This is a genomic window from Chryseobacterium salipaludis (assembly GCF_022968825.1).
GTDB lineage: Bacteria > Bacteroidota > Bacteroidia > Flavobacteriales > Weeksellaceae > Kaistella > Kaistella salipaludis.
Genome location: NZ_JALHKS010000008.1, coordinates 39,091 through 60,683, shown reverse-complemented (window position 1 = coordinate 60,683; position 21,593 = coordinate 39,091). Strand labels below are relative to the sequence as shown.

The 21,593-nt window shown below is 45.4% G+C and carries 19 protein-coding genes and 1 rRNA gene; 10 read left to right on the top strand and 10 right to left on the bottom strand.

What is annotated here, in order from left to right; all coding sequences use genetic code 11:
- Positions 1-5: 5 nt before the first annotated feature.
- Positions 6-114: ribosomal RNA gene (rrf, locus tag MVI27_RS11555) — 5S ribosomal RNA — on the top strand.
- Between the two features lie 340 nt (positions 115-454).
- Positions 455-727 carry a DUF6582 domain-containing protein gene (locus MVI27_RS11550; RefSeq protein WP_246962063.1) on the top strand — a complete coding sequence of 91 codons (273 nt, stop codon included), beginning with the start codon at positions 455-457 and terminating at the stop codon, positions 725-727.
- Positions 728-811: 84 nt separating this feature from the next.
- Here the strand turns inward: MVI27_RS11550 and hutH are convergent, their stop codons facing one another.
- Both hutH and MVI27_RS11540 read right to left on the bottom strand, forming a co-directional pair.
- Entirely contained in the window at positions 812-2,299 is a 1,488-nt protein-coding gene (gene hutH / locus MVI27_RS11545; RefSeq protein WP_246962060.1) for a histidine ammonia-lyase, read from the bottom strand.
- Positions 2,300-2,366: 67 nt separating this feature from the next.
- Positions 2,367-2,915 (bottom strand): hypothetical protein, encoded by a 549-nt coding sequence (locus tag MVI27_RS11540; RefSeq protein WP_246962057.1) that lies wholly within the window; start codon positions 2,913-2,915, stop codon positions 2,367-2,369.
- Positions 2,916-3,091: 176 nt separating this feature from the next.
- On the opposite strand from MVI27_RS11540, the gene uvrC reads away from it, so the two are divergent.
- On the top strand, positions 3,092-4,897 hold the full coding sequence (gene uvrC / locus MVI27_RS11535; RefSeq protein WP_246962054.1) for an excinuclease ABC subunit UvrC: 1,806 nt from the start codon (positions 3,092-3,094) through the stop codon (positions 4,895-4,897).
- A 15-nt stretch (positions 4,898-4,912) separates the two neighbouring features.
- Here the strand turns inward: uvrC and MVI27_RS11530 are convergent, their stop codons facing one another.
- Genes MVI27_RS11530 through MVI27_RS11520 form a run of 3 tightly spaced genes read right to left on the bottom strand, consistent with a single transcriptional unit; the run spans position 4,913 to position 9,749 of the window.
- On the bottom strand, positions 4,913-7,744 hold the full coding sequence (locus MVI27_RS11530) for a T9SS type A sorting domain-containing protein (protein ID WP_246962051.1): 2,832 nt from the start codon (positions 7,742-7,744) through the stop codon (positions 4,913-4,915).
- Positions 7,745-7,773: 29 nt separating this feature from the next.
- Positions 7,774-8,856 (bottom strand): putative type IX sorting system protein PorV2, encoded by a 1,083-nt coding sequence (locus MVI27_RS11525; protein ID WP_246962048.1) that lies wholly within the window; start codon positions 8,854-8,856, stop codon positions 7,774-7,776.
- Positions 8,853-9,749 (bottom strand): DMT family transporter, encoded by an 897-nt coding sequence (locus MVI27_RS11520; protein WP_246962046.1) that lies wholly within the window; start codon positions 9,747-9,749, stop codon positions 8,853-8,855. The genes MVI27_RS11525 and MVI27_RS11520 overlap by 4 nt, the downstream gene beginning before the upstream one ends.
- 319 nt (positions 9,750-10,068) lie before the next feature.
- Here MVI27_RS11520 and MVI27_RS11515 point away from each other — a divergent pair, with 319 nt between their 5' ends.
- Complete coding sequence (locus MVI27_RS11515) at positions 10,069-11,697, top strand: acyl-CoA carboxylase subunit beta (RefSeq protein ID WP_246962043.1); 1,629 nt, start codon at positions 10,069-10,071, stop codon at positions 11,695-11,697.
- A 91-nt stretch (positions 11,698-11,788) separates the two neighbouring features.
- Here MVI27_RS11515 and MVI27_RS11510 read toward each other — a convergent pair whose 3' ends face one another.
- Complete coding sequence (locus tag MVI27_RS11510; protein WP_246962040.1) at positions 11,789-12,301, bottom strand: YceI family protein; 513 nt, start codon at positions 12,299-12,301, stop codon at positions 11,789-11,791.
- Between the two features lie 196 nt (positions 12,302-12,497).
- Here MVI27_RS11510 and MVI27_RS11505 point away from each other — a divergent pair, with 196 nt between their 5' ends.
- Both MVI27_RS11505 and MVI27_RS11500 read left to right on the top strand, forming a co-directional pair.
- On the top strand, positions 12,498-12,761 hold the full coding sequence (locus MVI27_RS11505; protein WP_246962037.1) for a hypothetical protein: 264 nt from the start codon (positions 12,498-12,500) through the stop codon (positions 12,759-12,761).
- Positions 12,762-12,826: 65 nt separating this feature from the next.
- Positions 12,827-14,971 carry a S9 family peptidase gene (locus tag MVI27_RS11500; protein WP_246962034.1) on the top strand — a complete coding sequence of 715 codons (2,145 nt, stop codon included), beginning with the start codon at positions 12,827-12,829 and terminating at the stop codon, positions 14,969-14,971.
- 182 nt (positions 14,972-15,153) lie between these two features.
- Here MVI27_RS11500 and MVI27_RS11495 read toward each other — a convergent pair whose 3' ends face one another.
- Positions 15,154-15,702: an L-threonylcarbamoyladenylate synthase gene (locus MVI27_RS11495; RefSeq protein WP_246962031.1), complete on the bottom strand. Its 549-nt coding sequence runs from the start codon at positions 15,700-15,702 to the stop codon at positions 15,154-15,156.
- A 4-nt stretch (positions 15,703-15,706) separates the two neighbouring features.
- On the bottom strand, positions 15,707-16,879 hold the full coding sequence (locus MVI27_RS11490) for a cystathionine gamma-synthase (protein ID WP_246962028.1): 1,173 nt from the start codon (positions 16,877-16,879) through the stop codon (positions 15,707-15,709).
- A 196-nt stretch (positions 16,880-17,075) separates the two neighbouring features.
- On the opposite strand from MVI27_RS11490, the gene MVI27_RS11485 reads away from it, so the two are divergent.
- Positions 17,076-18,527 carry a T9SS type A sorting domain-containing protein gene (locus tag MVI27_RS11485; RefSeq protein WP_246962024.1) on the top strand — a complete coding sequence of 484 codons (1,452 nt, stop codon included), beginning with the start codon at positions 17,076-17,078 and terminating at the stop codon, positions 18,525-18,527.
- 57 nt (positions 18,528-18,584) lie between these two features.
- Here the strand turns inward: MVI27_RS11485 and gldC are convergent, their stop codons facing one another.
- Both gldC and gldB read right to left on the bottom strand, forming a co-directional pair.
- On the bottom strand, positions 18,585-18,911 hold the full coding sequence (gldC, locus tag MVI27_RS11480; protein WP_246962020.1) for a gliding motility protein GldC: 327 nt from the start codon (positions 18,909-18,911) through the stop codon (positions 18,585-18,587).
- A complete protein-coding gene (gene gldB, locus MVI27_RS11475; RefSeq protein WP_246962017.1) occupies positions 18,908-19,891 on the bottom strand; it encodes a gliding motility lipoprotein GldB in 984 nt (327 codons plus the stop codon). The genes gldC and gldB overlap by 4 nt, the downstream gene beginning before the upstream one ends.
- Before the next feature lie 86 nt (positions 19,892-19,977).
- On the opposite strand from gldB, the gene nadE reads away from it, so the two are divergent.
- From nadE to MVI27_RS11460, 3 genes are read left to right on the top strand one after another with little or no spacing between them, the layout of a single operon-like run.
- Positions 19,978-20,769, top strand: a complete 792-nt coding sequence (nadE, locus tag MVI27_RS11470) for an NAD(+) synthase (RefSeq protein WP_246962014.1) — start codon at positions 19,978-19,980, stop codon at positions 20,767-20,769.
- A gap of 9 nt (positions 20,770-20,778) precedes the next feature.
- Positions 20,779-21,264 (top strand): ribonuclease domain-containing protein, encoded by a 486-nt coding sequence (locus MVI27_RS11465; protein ID WP_246962011.1) that lies wholly within the window; start codon positions 20,779-20,781, stop codon positions 21,262-21,264.
- Between the two features lie 32 nt (positions 21,265-21,296).
- Positions 21,297-21,581, top strand: a complete 285-nt coding sequence (locus tag MVI27_RS11460) for a barstar family protein (protein ID WP_246962008.1) — start codon at positions 21,297-21,299, stop codon at positions 21,579-21,581.
- Positions 21,582-21,593: the final 12 nt, after the last annotated feature.

Below are 21,593 nucleotides of genomic sequence, written 5' to 3'. Positions count from 1 at the left end.
ACCTTTAGGGTGGTTTTAGCAGAGGGGCTCACCTGTTCCCATTCCGAACACAGAAGTTAAGCCCTCTAGCGCCGATGGTACTGCGAATAGCGGGAGAGTAGGTCGCCGCCAGTCTTTTTTTAAAAGCTCATCAATTTATTTTGATGGGCTTTTTTTGTTTTGAACCTAAGGGTATAGGTGAAGCTTCTTTGATAATAGAAAATAACTCATGTAATCTTAGGTCGTCACACCCATATGGTTACCATCATAATCTACAATTGAAGTCATCGAACAAGGGAACAGGCCGTCCCAAATCAGCTTTACTGTTTATATAAGTTGTAAACTTATAATGTGAAATTTTTGCTGGTAATTTTGGATTACGTTGATCATAGATGACGGACCGACTATTTAGTGTAAGGTATTATCCTAATTTTTAATTTTTTATTGGTGTGTAGTTTGTTGTTCTCTTCGTATTATGGAAACAACATGGAAGCCGCACGAAGAACACGGCAAACTTTCAACAGCAGAAAAGAACGATTTACCGGAAAGTGTATTTGCTTTTCCGAAACAGAAAAAAGAACCGATGACTGATGCTTCGCACGTCCGAAATGCCATGGCACGCTTTGATCAGGTCACAGATGTTTCAGATGAAGATCGCGAACAGGCTTTTGCCAATATTAAGAAAGCTGCCAAGCATTATAACATTGACATGCAGGAAAAAAGCTGGAAGGATTTCGGGAAGAAATGAAAGATTTTGAGTAAAATAAAATATGCGAACAGTAATGTCCGCATATTTTGTTTAATAATTTATTTTTTACTGAATCCTATGGTTTTACATCACCTCAAGCTTACGCTGAGTAATTAAATTGGCGATCGCTGCCATGTCTTCTCCTATGAGTCTGTCGTCTTCCAATTTATTTACCTTAGTGCGTATGAGCGCGTATGCTTTTTCGATAACTACAGAGCATTTGGAAGGTCTTCTGAATTCCAGGCCCTGTGCCGCGAACATGAGTTCGACTGATAAAATATTTACTAGGTTATCTAACACCTGATTAAATTTTCGTCCCGAGATACTTCCCATCGAGACATGATCTTCCTGCCCCAGGCTCGTCGGGATGGAATCTGCGGAAGCCGGGAAACATAAAGTCTTGTTTTCAGTCACCAATGCCGCTGATGTATATTGTGGAATCATAAAACCGGAATTTAACCCGGAGCTTTCGGTAAGCAATCTCGGCAACCCAAATTTACCTTCGAGCAATAAGTAACTTCTCCGGTCTGAGATATTGCCTATTTCCGCAGCTGCCAGCGTAGCGTAGTCCAGTGGCAGGGCAAGCAATTGTCCGTGGAAATTACCGCCGGAAACGCTTTCTTCAGCACTCAGAACAATCGGATTATCTGTTACGGAGTTTAATTCTGTTTCAGCCAGTGTTTTTAAATGCGCATATGCATTGCGGCTCGCTCCGTGGACCTGCGGTACACATCGCAGAGAATAGGGGTCCTGTACACGATCGCAATCGCGGTGCGACTGTAAGTTTTCCGAATCTTCCAACAGCGAACGGATATTCTTTGCTACCAGCTGACTTCCTTCAAATGGCCGGATTTCATGCAACTCCTTTTTAAAAGGAGAAGCTGAGCCCTGGTACGCTTCCAGGCTCATGGCAGCGGCAAGATCTGCCACACCGAGCAAATAACGGAATGTATCAAGGCCTAAAATTGCATGCGCTAATATAAACTGAGTGCCATTAATTAAACCCAGTCCTTCTTTAGGACCCAGCTTTAATGGCTGCAGACTATATTTAGGAAGTACCTCGGCGGTCTCACAAATCTCGGTACCTTGCCACACCTTTCCTAATCCCAGTAGTGGAAGTACTAAGTGCGCCAAGGGAGCCAAATCACCGGAAGCGCCCACCGATCCCTGTTCCGGAACTACAGGAATAATATCTTTCTGCAACATTTCCAGCAACCGCTCAATCACTTCTAATGAAACGCCGCTAAATCCACGCGACAATGCATGAATTTTCGCAATCATCATGACACGGGATAAATCTTTTTTAATAGGTTTACCTACGCCAACTGCATGGGAAATAATAAGATTATGCTGGAGTTGTGCCGTTTCTTCTTCGGAAATTTTTACATCGCAAAGCGGACCAAAACCGGTGTTAATACCATAGACCGTGCGGTCTGAAGCCACGATTTGCTGAACATTTTGCTGTGATTTCCAAATGCGCTCTTTCGCTTCCTGATCCAGCACACCCAGGGCGGGATCTTTCAATATTGCCAGGACATCATCAATTGTGAAGCTGTCTTTGCCGTAAATCATATTTTAAATTTTAATCCTTAAAAATACGAAAAACAGCAGAGAGGAAATAAGGAAAGACTAAAGTTATTTATTCCCAGACGATTGGGATACTTTCAAAAACGACCGGCTGCGGGTTCGAAATATTGTCTTCCGGATAGAAGTATAGAATTAATGCCCGAATCACCGGAAACTCCACACCGGTTTTGCGGAATATAAGCCCACCGCGGTACGGCACTTCAGGGACAAGATCCCGCGTGTGCACACGGCCGTCTGTATGCAGCATCACCTGGGACGTCCGGTATTGGTTGCCCTGCGGATCTACCAGTACCGCCCGTTCTGTCTGTAAACTGCCACGCTGCCGCTGGCTTGTGTTTTGATACTCAAACTCGATTACAATGGTGCCGTCTTTTCGCAGGCCGCGCACGGTTTTAATAGCAAGGGACAAATCCTCGAAGGTATTGCTGCGGAGCGCTTTGGAAAGATTGAGCGCCGTTTTGTAATAAGCTACCTGCTGGCTCAGTTCCGCAATTTGCAGTTTGTCCCGGAGGCTTTCTTCGGAAGCGGGCGCACCGGAGCTGAGCTGTGCAGCACAGGGCATAGCCATGGCAATTGCCACGACAGTTAAAAAGTGTTTCATGGTAGTTTTAGTTTTTTTGTGAATTCAAAAGTCTTTACATCAGCTTTAAAATTCACGGATAAAATTAAAAATTTTTAAAACACAAAATACTTCCCTGCATGAAATTAGCTGATAACCATTAGTTAACTTCGGGATGCGCTATGTGGCAGCCCTTTAAATTATCGTATTTTTGTTATATGAATTCTGATCTGCAACTACAGCTGAAAACACTTCCTTCTGATCCCGGGGTTTACCGTTATTTTGATCAGCGAGGGCAATTGCTGTATGTGGGAAAGGCCAAAAACTTAAAAAAAAGGGTTCTTTCATACTTTAATAAAAACCAGGCGGGTTACCGGACACGCATTATGGTTTCCAAAATTTTCCGGCTGGAAACTACCGTAGTGGACAGTGAATATGATGCTTTGCTGCTCGAAAATAATCTGATCAAGGAACATCAGCCGTTTTACAACGTGATGCTGAAAGATGATAAATCCTACCCGTGGATTGTCATTAAAAATGAAGCGTTTCCGCGTATATTCTTAACACGGACGAAATACAAGGATGGCTCAGAATATTACGGGCCGTACGCTAAGGTGCGACCTGCAAAAGTGCTGCTGGATACCATTCGTCATATTTATAAAATCCGTACCTGCAATTTAAATCTGGCACCGGAACGCATTGCGGAAGGAAAGTACAAAGTGTGCCTGGAATACCACATAAAAAATTGTGAAGGTCCTTGCGAAATGCTCGAAAGCAAAGACAGCTATGATGAAAAAATTGATGCCATCCGCGGTATTATTAAAGGCGATTTCCGCCTGGCGCGACAATATCTGACGGCCCAAATGCAGCACTGCGCCGAAAACCTTCTGTTTGAAAAAGCACAACTGTTCAAAGAGAAAATTGATATTCTGGAAGATTATCAGCATAAGCATACCGTCGTAAATCCGAGCATTAATGATGTGGATGTTTTCGGGATGACCAGCGATGAAACGGCTGCGTATGTGAATTACTTTAAGATACAGAACGGCAGCATTATTCAGAGTTACACCACTGAAATCCGGAAAATGCTGGAAGAAACTGATGAGGATTTGCTGGAGGAAGCCATGATTGAAATCCGTCGCAAATTTCAGTCAGACTCGAAAGAGATTTTGGTTCCGTTTCACCTGTCGGTAGAAATTCCCAATGTGAAATTGATTGTGCCGAAGGTAGGCGACAAAAAAAGAATTGTGGAACTTTCTGAAAAGAACGCCAAGGAATATCGCATCGAAAAATTAAAACAGGTCCAGATTGTGGACCCCGAGCGTCACACCAACCGAATTATGGCAGAAATGAAACGGCTGCTCAGGATGCCGGTAGAGCCACGCCATATTGAGGGTTTTGATAACTCGAATATTCAGGGTACCAATCCTGTTTCTGCCTGCGTGGTGTTTAAGGACGGAAAACCGAGCAAGGCCGATTACCGAATCTTTCACCCGAAAACGGTCGTAGGTCCGGACGATTATAAAACGATGGAGGAAGTGATTTACCGCCGTTATAAACGTCTCCTGGAAGAGGGCGATGCGCTGCCGCAGCTGATCCTTATCGACGGGGGCAAAGGGCAACTGTCTTCAGCGGTGAAAAGTCTGAAATTATTAGGGCTGTACGGTAAAATAACCATCATCGGGATAGCCAAGCGCCTTGAGGAAATTTATTTCCCGGAAGACTCGGTGCCTTTATATCTTGATAAGAAATCGGAAACACTTAAAATCCTGCAACGCGTCCGAGACGAATCCCACCGCTTTGGGGTTAAGCATCACCGCGCAAGACGAAAGAATTCCACCATTAAATCGGAACTCGAAGAAATTCCGGGCATAGGCGAAAAGACCATTGAACTGCTGCTCCAGAAATTGCGCTCCGTGAAAAGAGTAAAGGAATCCTCGCAGGAAACGTTGGAGGAAATTCTGGGAAAATCAAAAGGGAAGATTGTGTGGGAGTATTTTAATGAAAATGAAAAAGGAGTCTAAGCGACTCCTTTCTTTTTATTTCTTTATAAACTTTTGCGAATAGGCAGTGCCTGTTCCGTCTACTACTTCAATTACATATAAGCCGGAAGAAAGCCTGGAAATATCAATTGCCTTTTGTTGATAACTTCCGTGCAGCAACTGCTTCCCACTTATATCAAATACCCGGTAGCTTTGCGGCTGCATTTTTGCCGAAGACTTGATATTAATAAAGTCACTCGCCGGATTGGGATACAGAACTAATTTCATGTTCCGGGTGGCGCCTGAAATTTCATTTGTAGTGAGGTAGACCGGTAATTCGGTCGCAATCGTATAGAGTTCAATCCCAGACGTCTGGGTTTGCGCGGTAAAAAAAAGCGTGTTATCAAACTCTTTTAGACTTAAAAGTGAGTCATCCGCAGTAATCTGATCTTCATTAGTTACGCTGATCGGTAAAGAAACAATGCTTTCCGCAGTTCCATTGGTGCGCCAGATTTTGTTGCTGTTTTCCTTCAGGAAATAAAGATAATCTTTCACACAGGTGAAAGCCGACAATCCGTTCTCCGAATTGCTGATTATTTCTTTCACTTCATTCGTAACGGCATCAATGCTCCGCAGAGTAGCAACTTTTCCATTCGTACCTGTACCAAAATAAATGGTGTTTCCACAAGTCGAAAGAACAGAATATGGACCCATCATCGCATCCAAAATTTCTGTAGGTGCGGATTGCAAATTATCAAACCTGAAGACTTTACCAGACCCATTTTGAGTAACGAGGTACAGGCTTCCGTTCGCCTCTGCCATACTGGGAGATATATTCCATTCGCCGAAAAACCACGGTTCATCCGATGAAGGAAAAGGAATTTCATTGAGCGTATCGGTATTTCCGTCAAAAGCCCAGAGTCGGGTGTTTTTACTAATCAGCAGTTGGTTATCAAATACTTTTAATAATCTCGGTTGGTTGGCCCGGTTCGGATCGTCTGGTATCGTAACCGCCAAGGTAGTACCGGAACTGGTACCGTCGGTTTTCCAGATTTCCGTTTTGTAATCAGCCGTATACGTCGTGAAATAAACCGCACCATTGTAGGAAATGGCTTGCAATTCACTCATAGTGCTGCCAGCCGGTATTTCTTTCAGCGTTGGGAACAGGTTGCTGTTAATATCATTCCGGATGATGCGGATGCTTCCCTCACCTGAATTTTGAGGGGTAATGATAATGAGTGCTTCATTTCTAAGATTTCCAAACGCACTGTAATCTCTGAGGGTTGCGGAACCTGGTAATCCAAACAATCTGGTGTTCGCAGAAGTTCCGTCACTTTTTGCAATAATCGAAGTGTACTCATCCGGTTTCACATAAGAGTAGTTGCCCACTTGGAAAAGTTTACCTTTTGGTACCAGATTTTGTCCGCTGGTTGCCGCTTGCAGAAGTTCGGGTGCTTTGTTTTTAGATTTAATTACATAAAACTGACGATCATACGGCGAAGTGGAAGCAGTCATTACCAAACCGTTTTCTGTCGCGTTTGGTGCGAGCGTTGCCGAACTGCTGTCTTTGTGATTCCCGTCAGCAAAGAGTGAAACAGCGTTTGTTTGCAGATTATACTGGAAAATTTCACGCCCATACTTTAAATCTTGGTAAGGGAAAATGATTGAATTTCCTGACTCTATGCCCTCCGAAAGCCGTAATTCTCCGAGTGCAGTCAGGTTTTCAGCTGAATTCATCAGCCAGAATTTATTATGGCCACTATTCTCTATGAGAACAAGGTCATTTTCAGAAAAGTGTTTCAAAATATCAGCTCCAAATTCGCCGGGAATAGTTATACTGGTCTGTTTGGTTCCAGCAGCCGTACCATTTGTTTTCCAAAGCGTCGCTGCGCCACCAATGCTGCGAAAGAAGTATACCTGATTGCCTACTTTCTGTAAATGATTTTGATTTGAAAGAGGCGTCACGATATTGGGTTCATTACTCAGGCGTTTCGTGTTTTCTGCGGTGCCATCTGTAGCAAACAGGCTGCCGCCATACGGCTGTTCCCACCCCTTGAAAATAAGTTGATCATTAAGAATCTGGCCAGAAGAAACACCATTTGTCACGTAAATTAAATCAGCTTTTTTGGCGGTTTCGTTATATCGGTACAGACCACTTTGGGTATTATTTGCTCCTGCTCCGTAAAAGAGAAGCGTACCGTTTAAGTTATAACACTCAAGCTTGTCGAAGATTGCAAGGCTGTAATTATCAGAGCTGTTTTTGATTTCAGAAGGTTCATCTGCGCCGTTCGTTATCCAGAGCTTATTGCTAAAGTTTTGATTTTTGGCCGCAAAAATAAAATAGGACCCAAACACAAATGGTTTCTCTTCGGACACCAAATCCGGAAATTCTTTAAGCACACTGCTCCCTTGCGCCGTACCGTCTGATACAAATACTTTGTAATTACTCGTAATAAGTAAACGGTTGTTGTTGGCCGCGACATTCAAAATATAATTATTTCCCAGGTCGAAAATTTTTTGTGTTCCTGAAGTGGTGCCGTCGGTTGACCAAAGTTCCCGGTTGTTGCCCATATCTGCAATGAAGAACACTTTATCTTTAAAAATGGTAAAGTACGGGTTACCGCTGAACGGTGTTGCAGCTAAAGGCCGCAGTTCCTTTATTAGGGTGGTTTTTTTGCTGTTATAATCATAACCCCAAAGTTCATAATTTTGATTGGCAACGCTTTCGAAGATTTCTGCACCGGCAAAAATTAATTTGTTATCATGCTTAATGATGTTCCGGGCATCCAATCCTCCCAAATAATTGATCTCATGGATGTTGGCATCCAATTCCTGTCCTGCACTAAATAAATAGCACAGCGAAAAGAACAAAAGGTAAATTTTTTTCATAAATAATATTTTAAGAGTAAAGGTGTCTGTTAATTCCTGAAATCCCCCATATCCAGTTTTAGCGAGAAAAAGTTAGAGTAAAAATTCGAGCCGCCAATGCCTGAATTGGTAATGGCATAATCCAGCGTGAGGCCTTGATATTTAATGCCGATGCCGCCGCTGGGCTGAAAGGAAACTTTGCGTTTCAGATTTTCAATATCCGTAATGTTCTGAAAACGGTTGATGCCCAGCCGCACAAAAATCATGTCCTGAAAACGCAGTTCTGCACCCGCGTATGGGGTAATGCTGGCGAAATCCGTAGAAAGCACGGCCGCCGTTTTGGCAAAATCCACATGCAGTCCCGCTTCCGGCTGGAGTTCCAGATCACGGTTGAGTTCGATGGTTCGGCTGACTCCGAAATTCAGTTTCGGCATCGTCAGTTCCAGTTTGTCCTTCGGCGCCGGGTTAAAATCCTCGCCGTCCACCACTGCCGAGAGTTCCTTTTGATTGACGGTCCAGAAATTAACCGTCGTCGTCGCATCTTTCAGCACTGCGCCGTACGTCCAGCCGCCATCCGTGCGATACATCGCACCCAAATCAAAACCAAAACCATAGCCGCTGGCAAACTTGCCGACGTTTCGGTACACCAGTTTGGCGTTCACACCCACATTCAGTTTCTGATTCCCGCCCGGATGGAATGCGTAGGAAAGCAAAGCCGCATAATCCGCCTGCGAAAAACTGGTGATTTTATCGTAATCTATATTGCCTTCCGGATCGATGAGCTGCGTCGTATTTAAAATATTATCCACGCCCAGCCGCACCACCGAAACTGCGAAAACACCGCCATTGTAATCCAGTGGTTTTGCATAGGCCAGATAGTCATATTTAGCGATGGACTCAAAATATTCCGCATGCATGGCAGCACCCTGCCAGTCACGGTCGATTCCTAAAAGTCCTGCCGGGTTCCACATCGGCGCGTACACATCATCCTGACTGCTGATGACTGCACCGCCCATGGCTAAGCCACGCGCACCGGCCCCGATGTTGAGAAATTCATTAGAATATTTCCGCACCACCTGTGCCTGCAAGATCGTTGCCCAGGCAAGTGCTGCACCTAATAGGAACTTTCTCATACCTCCTGTATTTTTTTTGCGGCTGCCATTTTCCTGGTTTTTATCACCCCGTTAATTACAATCGCAGAAATCATCACCACCGAACAGGCATAAAAGACCGGACTCATCTGCTCGGATTGGCCGAAGATGAAGAAGGCCAGGATAATCCCGTATATGGGTTCCAGGTTAACCGTCAGAATCAGCGTAAAAGGCGATATGTATTTCATTAGGCTTACGGATTCCAGCATTGGAAAAGCAGTGAACACACTAGCTAATATGAGGATTAACGATAAATCAGGCCAGGTTATTTCACCAAGTGATGAAATTTGTCCTGTGAACAAATAAAACACCGTCAGAATCACGCATCCCGAAAAGATTTCATAAAATATAATATTGCCCGAAGTTGTTTTTCCAAAGATCCGCCCGTTGTAGACACCAAACACAGTCCCGAGCAGTGCCGTCAGGATCCCGAAGAAAATTCCTTCCTTGTACTGGAATTCAGTTTTGAAGATGAGTCCCATGCATAGGACGATCACAATGCCCATAATTACTTCCGAGAGATCGATCTTCCTTTTAAAAACAATGGGTTCCAGAATGGATGCAAACAGGGTGGAAAGCGAAAGGCAGCTCAGCGCAATGGAAACATTGGAAACCTTGATCGAATGAAAAAAGCATAGCCAGTGAAAACCCATAAAGCCGCCAATCGCGGCCAGCTGCAGAAAAAGCTTCTTTGAAATCTGCAGACTTTGTTTCTTAATGACCCTGATAAATATATAAAGAAAAAGCGCTGCGAAAAACATGCGGTAAAATACCAGCGTGTTCGCGCCTGTTTGAATGAGTTTTCCCAGAATTGCAGTAAACCCCCACAGAAAAACAATAAGATGAAGCCGGAAAAGTGCTGATTTTTGTGCCACGTAATTTGACTGTTTTATGAATGCTGCAAAGCTACAAATACGGCTGAAATACAGCGCTATGCCTCCGTAAAATTAAAAACCCTGAAAGTAGTGATACATTCAGGGTCTTCAAATAATAAACTATTAAAAAAATAAAACTAGGAATAGAAATTTGGAGGTGATTTCTACTTGTCTAACGCAAATATAATAAGAATATTTCTAAGTCAAGTGTTAAAGTATGCTAAATAATGAGCTGGCTTTCAATTACTTTCTGTTATGGCTGCACGCAATACATTTCAGCCCAAAAAATCTTACCTTTACGCTAAATTTTACTCAACGTATGGATTTGGACTTCAACAAACGCGAAGATCAGAATAAACTCAAACTGTCTGAAATTAACAGTTTACTCAATAAAATAAAAAAAGGCGGCGGCGAAAAACGTTTGCAGAAGCAGCGCGACGAGGGAAAACTAACCGCCCGCGAACGAATCGAATATTTGCTTGACAAAAATTCCGACTCCATTGAAATCGGTGCTTTCGCCGGTTATGAAATGTACGAAGACCACGGTGGCTGCCCGGGCGGTGGCGTCGTGGTAGTAATGGGCTATGTGTCCGGTCGGCAGTGCTTGGTCGTGGCAAATGACGCCTCGGTCAAAGCCGGTGCCTGGTTTCCTATTACGGGTAAAAAGAATCTTCGTGCCCAGGAAATTGCCATGGAAAATAAACTGCCGATTATTTATCTGGTAGATTCAGCTGGTGTCTATCTACCGATGCAGGACGAAATTTTCCCGGACAAGGAACACTTCGGCCGTATCTTCCGCAATAATGCCAAAATGAGCGCCATGGGAATTATCCAGATTTCCGCCGTGATGGGCAGCTGTGTGGCCGGCGGGGCTTACCTCCCGATTATGAGTGATGAAGCTATGATTGTCGATAAAACCGGTTCCATTTTCCTGGCGGGCAGTTATCTGGTGAAAGCGGCTATCGGCGAGAATATCGATAATGAGACGCTGGGCGGCGCCACAACGCACTGTGAGGTTTCCGGCGTAACCGATTATAAAGCGAAGGATGACAAAGATGCGCTGGATCGCATCAAAAAAATAATGAAATCCATCGGCGATTACGAAAAAGCCGGATTTGATCGTATTGAAAGTATACCGCCGGCCGAGCCCGTTTCCAATATTTTTGGTTATATGCCGGTTTCGCGTGCGGATCAATACGATACTTTTGACATTATTAAATGCCTTGTAGACGGTTCCGAGTACGAAGAGTACAAACCCGATTATGGAAAAACCATTATCTGCGCCACCGCGAGAATTGACGGCTGGAGCGTAGGGATTGTGGCCAACCAGCGTAAACTTGTGAAAAGCGGAAAAGGAGAAATGCAGTTTGGTGGTGTCATCTATTCGGACTCTGCTGATAAAGCCACGCGGTTTATTGCCAACTGCAACCAGCGCAAAATTCCGCTCGTCTTCCTTCAGGACGTGACCGGATTTATGGTGGGTTCCAAATCAGAACACGGCGGCATTATTAAGGACGGCGCCAAAATGGTGAATGCAGTATCCAACTCTGTGGTACCGAAATTTACAGTCATTACCGGGAATTCTTATGGTGCCGGCAATTATGCCATGTGTGGCAAAGCGTATGATCCACGGCTGATCGTCGCCTGGCCCTGGGCAGAACTTGCTGTGATGGGCGGCAGCCAGGCAGCCAAGGTATTGGCGCAGATTCAGACCTCTACTTTGAAAAAACAAGGTAAAGAAATTTCTGCTGAAGAGGAGAATGAAATATTAAAAACAATCTCCGAGCGTTACCAGAAACAAACAGAACCTACCTATGCAGCGGCCCGCCTCTGGACTGATGCTATTATCAATCCCGAAGATACCCGCAAGTGGATTTCTATGGGGATTGAAGCGGCAAACCACGCGGCGATTACCGAAAAATTCAATATGGGCGTTATTCAGGTGTGATGCTCTCGGAATTCTTTTAGAAACGCAAAACAAAGCTCGCCGGTATCGAAGATTCCGGCGAGTTCTTTATATAAAGATAGATACGTTTTTTTTATGCTTGTTTCACAAACTGCAGTTCACCCGCAATTTTCACTTCGTCCGAAACCATTAGACCGCCAGTCTCCAGCGCTGTATTCCAGTTCAGGCCGAAATCTTTTCGGTTGATCTGGCCTTCGAAAGAGAAACCTGCTTTTGTCTGGCCCCACGGATCTACATTTACACCTCCAAAATCTACAGCAAGATGAATCGGTTTTGATACGCCATTCATGGTAAGTGTTCCGGTTACGTCGTTGCTTAACGAGTCGCTTTCAAATTTTATTTCCGGCTGTGCCGCTGCATTGAAGAAATCTGCTGAGCGAAGGTGATTGTCCCGATCCGTATTGTTGGTGCTGATGGATGCTGTTTTGATGGTGGCCGACACTTTCGCGTCTCTAAAATTTTCGTCAGCGCTTTGTAGCTCTGCATCGAAATCTGTAAAGTTTCCTTTCACGTTGGAGATCATCATATGACGCACTTTGAAGGTGATTTCGCTGTGCGTAGGATCCAATTTCCATGTAATTCCCATAATATTTCTTTTATTGGTTTGTAAAATTTCTAATGCAAAAGTACGGCTGCAAATGGCAACCCACATTGATGTAAGTTAAGAATCGCGTATCAAAGAAAAGCGTCAATGCTGGATTTCTTCTGTAAAACCCGTATATGAAAATAAATTACTGAATATCATAATGTTTTGCAAATGTACACTTCATTAAAGGAAAACCGTGGGTACGCGAACGCATTTTGCCTATTCCTCCAACCATACCTATACCGCCTTTGCAGGAGCAACAATTGTCGCCAGGAAACACCGCACTTCGGCAGGCATGGGAACGATGAAAATGGCCAATAGCAAACACTCTGTCAGCGAAGTGCTTTTCAGCTTGGGCTTGGTCATTGTAACTGTCAAAGGGTTCAGCCGGACGCACCCTGGATTACTGGAAACGAAAAACAGAAGGGTAGATCCCTTCACAGAGCTTTTTTTAAACTGACAATAATTAACAGTTCTTTAACATTTACTGATTATTTTCTTATTTTAGCATCTTAAACTAAAAGAATGAAAACATCTCATATAGTTGCCGCGTTGTGCTTTTCGGCCGGGAGCTTATTTGGTCAGAACCAGAAGTTTACCATTGCTGAAGCGGTCAATGGCCTTCGCAGCAATCTAGCCGTTGAAAATATTGCCCAGTTTTCCTGGTCCGCCGATAGTAAAAACTACTACCGTGGCGTGAAAGATGCCTACCTGCAAACCAGCCTGGCCAGCCATAAAAGCGATACCTTAATTTCACTTTCGCGTCTGAACCGCGCACTGGCGGCAGACCTTCAGTTGCGTGCCCTGCCCCGGATTACTTTTCTCTCCGAATCCAAAGGATATTATAATCAGGGCAACCGCTACTATTGGGTAGAGCGCAGTGGTAAAGACTGGAAGGTGACCAACTGGGCCACTATTTCTGACGATGCTGAGAATGTCCAGGTTATGCCGAAAACACAATCAGTCGTTTATACACTAAAAAATAACCTGTATATCTACCGCAATGGTCAGCATACTGCCATTACCGCAGATACAAACGAGGATATTGTCAACGGCCAGGCCGTGCACCAGCGCGAATTTGGCATTGACCGCGGAATCTTCATTGCTCCGGATGAGTCACAAATAGCTTTTTACCGAATGGATCAGTCTATGGTGAAAGACTATCCGATCATCGACTGGAGCGTAACGCCTGCGCAAAACAAGAACATCAAATACCCGATGGCGGGCACACCCTCACACCATGTGACCCTGGGTGTCTATGATATCCGTAGCAAAAGCACTAAGTTTTTGCAAACCACCGGAGATCCCGAACAGTATCTGACGGCGATCACCTGGAATCCGGATTCCAAAACAATTTTCGTGGGCGTGTTGAACCGTGATCAGAATCATTTGAAAATGAATCAGTATCAGGCTGCCTCGGGCAATTTTATTAAAACACTATTTGAGGAGCAGTCCGATAAATATGTTGAGCCGCAGCATCCGCTGCTGTTCCTGCCGAACTCCACTACGGATTTTATCTGGCAGAGCCAGCGCACCGGTTACAATCATTTATTTCATTATAATATCAGTAAAGGATTGGTGGCACAGTTAACCAAAGGTGACTGGGTGGTAACCGATGTCCTGGGTTTCAATGGCAAGCGCAATGAAATATTTTTCACTTCCACCGAGGAATCGCCGATGGAACGCCATCTGTACAAGTTGGATTACCTCAGTCATAAAAAGCAGCGCCTCGACAAAGCACCGGGCATGCACACCGGTATTTTGAGCCAGGACGGAAACTATATCTATGACTTATACAGCAATGCCTCCACACCGCGCGTGGTCAACCTGATAAACACCCAGAATCTAAAAACAACTCCGCTCCTCAAAGCAGAAAATACCCTGGCAAAATATCAGCGTCCCGAAATAAAAGAAGTCACCCTGCATGCTGATGATGGCACACCGCTCTATGGCAAACTGATTATGCCGGCCGATTTCGATGCTACTAAAAAATATCCGGTCATCGTCTATTTGTATAACGGACCACATGCCCAGCTGGTAACAAACAGTTTCCCGGCCTCCGGTAATCTTTGGTACGAATATATGGCCCAGCGCGGGTATGCAGTCTTCACCATGGATGGCCGCGGATCCGCTAACAGAGGACTGAAATTTGAGCAGGCAGTCTTCCGTCATTTGGGAGAAACCGAGATGAAAGACCAGCTGAAAGGAATCGATTACCTGAAGTCTTTATCATTCATTGACGCCGACCGCATGGGCATCCACGGCTGGAGTTTCGGAGGATTCATGACGACCAGTTTCATGCTCAAGCATCCCGAAATTTTCAAAGCGGGCGTAGCCGGCGGGCCAGTGATCGACTGGAATATGTATGAGATTATGTACACCGAGCGCTATATGGACAGTCCGCAGCAGAACCCCGAAGGCTATCGTCAGGCGAATCTGCTCGATAAAGTGCAGAACCTGAAAGGCCACTTACTCATGATTCATGGTGCGCAGGATAATGTGGTGGTATGGCAGCATTCCATGAAGTTCCTGAAGGCAGCCGTAGACCATGGGGTGCAACTGGATTACTTTGTGTATCCGGGGCATGAGCATAATGTAATTGGCAAAGACCGCGTGCACCTGATGCAGAAGGTTACCGATTATTTCGACGAGTATTTGCGGAAAGAATAGCAGTATGATCTGGGCAGCTGGATCCGTGTTCCGCTCCCAATCTTTTGCGGGCTGCCGCCCGCAAAAGGATTTCCGCTCAACCCGGGCTGCAGTGTAGTTCAATTTGGGCGGCAAGTTCTTTAAAATGGAAAAATCCGGATCGTGGTCCGGATTTTTTTGTGTTACGTAAATATAATTACTGTTTACTCACGCAGTACTTTTATTCTGCCATCTGCCCAAATGCGGATGACCGATGAACCACTGTATTCAGAAACGGTGTCGCGGCCTTCCGTTGCCACCGTATCCACTGCCTCAATTACTTCCTGGGAAATATCTGCAAAACTTCGCGGCGACTTTTCACCGCTGAGATTGGCCGAGGTGGACACAATCGGTTTATTGAGTCCCGAAATTAACTTCCTCAGGAAAGGGGTCTTCACCAGCCGGATGCCGATACTGCCGTCGGTGGCCAGCAGTTCCGCCGGCAGCCCGCGTGGATTATCGTACACCAGCGTGACCGGTTTTTCCGAAAGGTCGATGATTTCCCAAGCCATTTCCGGGACTTCCACCAGTTCCTGTAACCGTTTTTCAGATTCCACCAGGATGATAAATGATTTGGATGCATCGCGGCCTTTGATTTCCGCAATCTTCTGTATTGCTTGCACGTTGGTTGCATCGCAGCCCAGACCCCAGATGGTGTCGGTCGGATAAAGGATGGTGCCACCGTCCTTCAGCGTTTGTATCAGCTCGTTCATTAATCTACACTTTGGAAGCAGGTTGCATTTTTTCTACGGCAGCGAAAGCCTGCTCAACATCAGCAATCAGATCTTCCGCATCTTCAATGCCGACACTTAAACGGACCAGGTCATCGGTAATTCCGAGCTCCGCTCTTTTTTCTGCCGGAATAGAGGCGTGGGTCATCAGCGTAGGATGGTTCGCCAGACTTTCCACACCGCCCAGGGATTCTGCGAGCGTAAATACGTTCAGCGATTCCAGGAATGTCAGCGCGTCTTGTTTCTCGCCGGATTTGAAGGTAAAAGAAACCATGCCGCCCATGGCGCGCATCTGCTGTACGGCCAGTTCATGTTGCGGATGCGATTCCAGGCCGGGGTAGAATACTTTGTCCACGGCAGGATGTTGTTCCAAATACTGCGCGATCTGCATACCGTTTTCAGAATGTCTTTGCATCCGCAGCGCCAGCGTTTTGATCCCGCGCAGCACCAGGTATGAATCGTGCGGTCCTAAAATCCCACCGCTGGCAAACTGAATGAAATGCAGTTGTTCGCCCAGCTCCGGCGTTTTGGCAATCAGCGCGCCGGCAATCACATCCGAATGGCCGCCCAGGTATTTGGTGGCAGAGTGCATGACGATATCAGCGCCCAGATCCAGCGGCCGCTGGCTGTATGGCGTCGCAAAGGTATTGTCTACCGCAACCAGGATATTTCGTCCTTTCACGAATTCCGCCACGGCGCGAATATCCACCAGTTTCATCAGCGGATTAGTGGGTGTTTCCAGCCAGATAAGACGGGTTTTGTCTGTAATCAGCTCCGCAATGGAGGGCACGTCTTCAAAAGAAACGAAAGAGAATTTCAGTTGATATTTTTCAAACAGGCGGGTAAACATGCGGTAGGAACCACCATATAAATCATCCACTGCAATGACTTCATCGCCTGGATTCAGCAGTTTTAACACACAGTCGATTGCTGCCAGGCCGGAACCAAAAGCCAGACCGCGCGCACCATTTTCGATGCTGGCCAGACTGTCTTCCAGTGCCTGCCGGGTTGGGTTGGCCGCCCGTGAATATTCATATCCCGAGTGAACCCCGGGTGATTGTTGTGCGAACGTAGAGGTAAGAAAAACAGGAATATTTACCGAGCCGGTCACACGCTCCGGCTGTTGTCCGCCGTGGATTACTTTTGTGTCAAATTTCATAATAGAAGTTTTAAAATAAATCTGGTTCAAAGATACTTTTTTATAACATGAAATTATTGCGGACTAATTTAAACCAGAAAAATTAACTGCTGCCTACTCTGTTTTTAAAACGTAATGTCTTTAACTTCTTTATTGAATATTATTTGGGATGAAAGCTAAATAAATCCTATTTTAGCACCAAATCAATATTAAGTTTATGAAAAAATACTTTACTGTCTTAAGTATTGCTGCTGCCTCTTTAGGTCTGGCGCAAACCCAGCAGGGGAAAATGATGAACCATCTGCCTGCCAACGCTGTTGTGTACAAAGTTCAGAAACCTGCATTTTTAGCTGACTTCCCTGTGAGCAATTGGAAGGATTACGCTGACACGAGCTGGTACAATGCCGCTGACACCAGTTTTGAACTCAGTACCGCGGCTGAACTGGCAGGTCTTGCCAAGTTGGTTGCTGCCGGTAATACCTTCACCGGTAAAAATATAAAACTAATGCAGAATGTGGACATCGGCGCGCACTTGTGGGATCCTATCGGCTACAATAATAACAATCCCTTTTCCGGTAATTTTGAGGGAAATAATAAAGTAGTTTCCAATCTGATGATTAACCGGGAAGGGGGTGACTGGCTCGGCTTATTTGGGCAATTTATCGGTGCGACGGTAAAAAATCTCACCCTGGACGGCGCTAAAATATATGGTACTGATACTTCCGGTGCCTTCATTGCTAATATCACCACGGGCAGTACAGTGGAAAACTGTCACGTGAAAAATGCTGACATTACCTTAACAGAATACAATGGCGGTATATTCACCGGCGCTGTCCTGAGCAATTCTACCGTAATGAACTGTTCAGCACAAGGCAAAATTACAGGTCAGAATCAAATCGGTGGTTTTGCAGGGACATCCTGGAATAATTCACTTATTTCAAAGTCTTTTGTAGAAGGGGAAGTGAACGGACAGTATTTCGTTGGCGGTTTCACAGGCTTTATCACTTTTGCTTTTGGTCCTACCGTTAATAAAATCGAAGACAGCTACAGCCGCGCCAATGTTACCGCTACGGTACAATCAGTCGGTGGTTTTGCCGGTGCAGTTCAGAATACCGGCGATTTTAAAAATGTATATTCAACAGGAACCGTAAGCATAACGCCCGATGTCGGTGCCTTTATTGGAACGGTCGGTAATATAACCATCCAGAATGCCTACTATGATGCAACGGTGAATACGGAAGAACCGGTGGGTACCTTTATGGGTGCTCCCCTAACGCTGGATATCACCGGCAAGCAGACCGCAGAGATGAAAACACCTGCTTTTGCAACCACGCTGAATGCGGGCAGAACCGAAACAATATGGGTGCAGAATCCTGCCGTAAATGACGGCTATCCGTATTTGTCGTCCCAACCTCTGCTGGCTACCGGAGAAAATATAGCACAAGCTAAAAAAATCTCTATAGCACCCACGATGGTTACTGACGGTTTTAAAGTTCAGGGAATAAACGCAGCTGTATCATATCAGATTATGGATATGTCCGGCAAAATAGTAAGCTCCGGTAAAAACGATGGCGATCAAATTTCAGTGGCTAAGCTGGTGAAAGGTGTGTACCTGATCAAAATCTCAGGAAACGGAGAAACTACCACACTTAAATTTATAAAAAAGTAACCTTCTCATATAAACCAATCAAAAAACGCCGGCGGAAGAGCCGGCGTTTTCGCTTACTTACATTCTGATGGCAGAACGCTTCGAAAATTCTTCTGCCATTTCTGCTATCCAGGCCGCAACATCGTCTTCACCGGTGGCCCGTTCGTAGGTCTGGCTCATCGATACCAGAATCTGGTGCAGGAACATTTTCATCTGATCAACCGGCATATCCTTCGTCCAGAGGTCGATTCTGAGCGCTTCCATACGCTGATCATCCCACACGGAAATCATCGCAGCTTTGGTTTCCTGCTTATCGACGCCGCCATCCTCGGCATTCCAGGTCAGTGTTTCGGGAATATGGTTTTCATCGAGTTCTACATCGATGGTAATCTGTGTTTTTCTCATGGGTTTTTAGGTTTGTAATTACTTTCATTAAAAATTTGCCGGGCATCCATCATCAGGAAGTCGGGCAGTTTTGTTTCAGGTTTTTCTTTAAAATAAGTCCGGCAAATCTGCCATCCGCTGTATCGCCCGATTTGTGGCGAAGATTCATTATCAATTTCTGTGTAGAATTTTGAAAATGGCCCGGGACGGATAAAGCGTTCGGCCAGCCTGGCATCATCGCTGAATACCAGGTTGTTTTCCACAAAATAATTCCAGATGTCGGCCTCGTGAAATGCGGCCCATTCATATTGCTCCGGCGTATAATTGATTTTGAGGTAGTCCGGTTCACCGATCAAAAACGCATCCTGCAAAATCAGCAGTTTTCCCTCATGGATGATCTGGTCCAGAAACTTCTGCTGGTTCTGCAGCGGTGGTAAAAAATGCTCACCCAGAATCTGCGACACCTTCGGTACCATATTCTGCGGATTCATCGATTTCTGGAAATACTGCTCCATTCCTTTGTAATTGGCATTGTTTTCTCCCATAAATCCCGTAATATCGATGAAAAGTTTGTCTTCTTCCTTATAATAAAAAACAGGATCCAGTGCACCTTCCAAAACGGACGAATACAAATACACATGCGGCGTTTTAAAGTCCGGAAAATAAACTTGTATCTGCGCGAATAGCTTTCCCAGTTCTTTTTGCAGTTTGGCAACGTCTAGTTTAGAGATCGCTTCCTTATAAATTTTCTGCTCATCGGCATCTTGGCGTCGCAGGGCATAATCTTCATCCGAAACGGTTCCCTGAAACCACGGGTATTTCTGGCTGAATTGCTCCAGTGAAATAGTTGTATCGTAAAACTCTTTCGATAAATCGGTGACCTGCACACTTGGCGCCTCCGCAACTTCCTGTTTCTGCCAGGGATTTTCTCCTTCTTTCTTGCAGGAAATAATAGTGATCAGCGCTAAAAGTAAAAAGAAAGGAATTCTGAAAAACTTCATTATTTTTACGTCATATTAACGCGGCAAAAATAAGCAAATTTTAAGGGAAGGCCTTTTGCATACAAAGCTGTTTTAAAACAAAAAAAATGCAGGTAGAAAAAGTAATTGATAAAATAGTGAGCTGGTTGCGCGAATATGCTCAGCATGCCGGCGTCCGCGGGTACGTGATCGGGGTTTCCGGCGGAATTGACTCAGCTGTGGTTTCCGCCTTGTGCGCCAGGACGGGACTCGATACGTTGTTGTTAGAAATGCCCATTCGTCAGCATCCGGACGAAGTCAGCCGGGCGCAGGAGCATATGACTGATATGAAAAATAAATTCACAAATGTGCGCACGGCAAGCGTGGATCTGACACCTGCGTTTGACCAGTTATATAACAGTTTCATTACAGAAACTGCAATTTCGGAAGTCCAGAAGCTGGCGCTGGCCAATACACGTTCCCGCCTTCGGATGCTGACTTTATATTATTACGGTCAGATCAACAGCCTGCTGGTCTGCGGTACCGGCAACAAGGTGGAGGATTTCGGTGTTGGCTTCTTCACAAAATACGGCGACGGCGGCGTGGATGTGTCACCCATTGCGGACTTGTATAAAACCGAAGTATATGAACTGGCGCGCAGCCTGAATCTCGTGGAATCTGTTCAAAATGCCATTCCGGCAGACGGTCTGTGGGATGAATCCCGTACCGACGAACAGCAGATCGGCGCCTCCTATCCCGAGCTGGAAAAAATCCAGAAGGAGTGGGGAACCAAAACAGCCGACGACTACACAGGTCGTGACCGCGAAGTATTTGAAATCTTCCGTCGCATGAATAAAGCAGCCCAGCATAAAATACAACCGATTCCCGTGTGCATGATCCCGGCCGAATGGCGCGATTAAAATATCAGAATGAACAAAGAACGCCTCAAACTGGTCCTGATTTTCATCATCGGTCTGCTCTCCGCTTTCCTGTTGATGTATCTCTTTACTACCTGGACGGCAGATCGTCCTGATGAAAATACTGCAGCGCCGGACGTAACCGCGTACGAACAGCCGCCGGTACCTGCTTCTGTGGAGCAACTGACCCGCGCCGAAACGGTGATGAGTTATGTGAAAGAACACCACCGGCTCCCGCATTATTATCTGACTAAAAAAGAAGCAAGAGCAAAAGGCTGGATTGCCGGCAAAAAGAATCTTTGTGATGTATTGCCCGGTCGCGCCATCGGTGGTGATGTATTTAAAAACCGTGAACGCAAACTTCCGCTCGCCGCTGTATATTATGAAGCGGATGTGAACTACCGGTGCGGGCATCGCGGAACAGACCGGATTGTATTTACCGACGCCGGCAAGGTCTGGCTCACCACCGATCATTACAAAACATTTACTCCGCAATAAACCTGACCATCAATAGGATTTAAAATTAAAATATGGCAACCGTATATATTGACTTTACCCATCTTGGGGACTACGAAGATTTCTTCGGTGAATTAAAACAAAAACTGACCCTGCCCGAAGGCTTCGGTGACAATCTGGATGCGTTGTACGACGCGCTGACCGGTTTTGTGCCGCTGCCGCTTCATCTGGAACTCGTGAATCTGAATGTGGAACAGCTCGAAGATTTCGAAGACCTGATGTCAACGCTGGACGATGCCGAAGATGAAAACGAAGGGTTTACGTACTCGACGTACCTCACGCAATATGAAGATGAATAAATAAAAAAAACC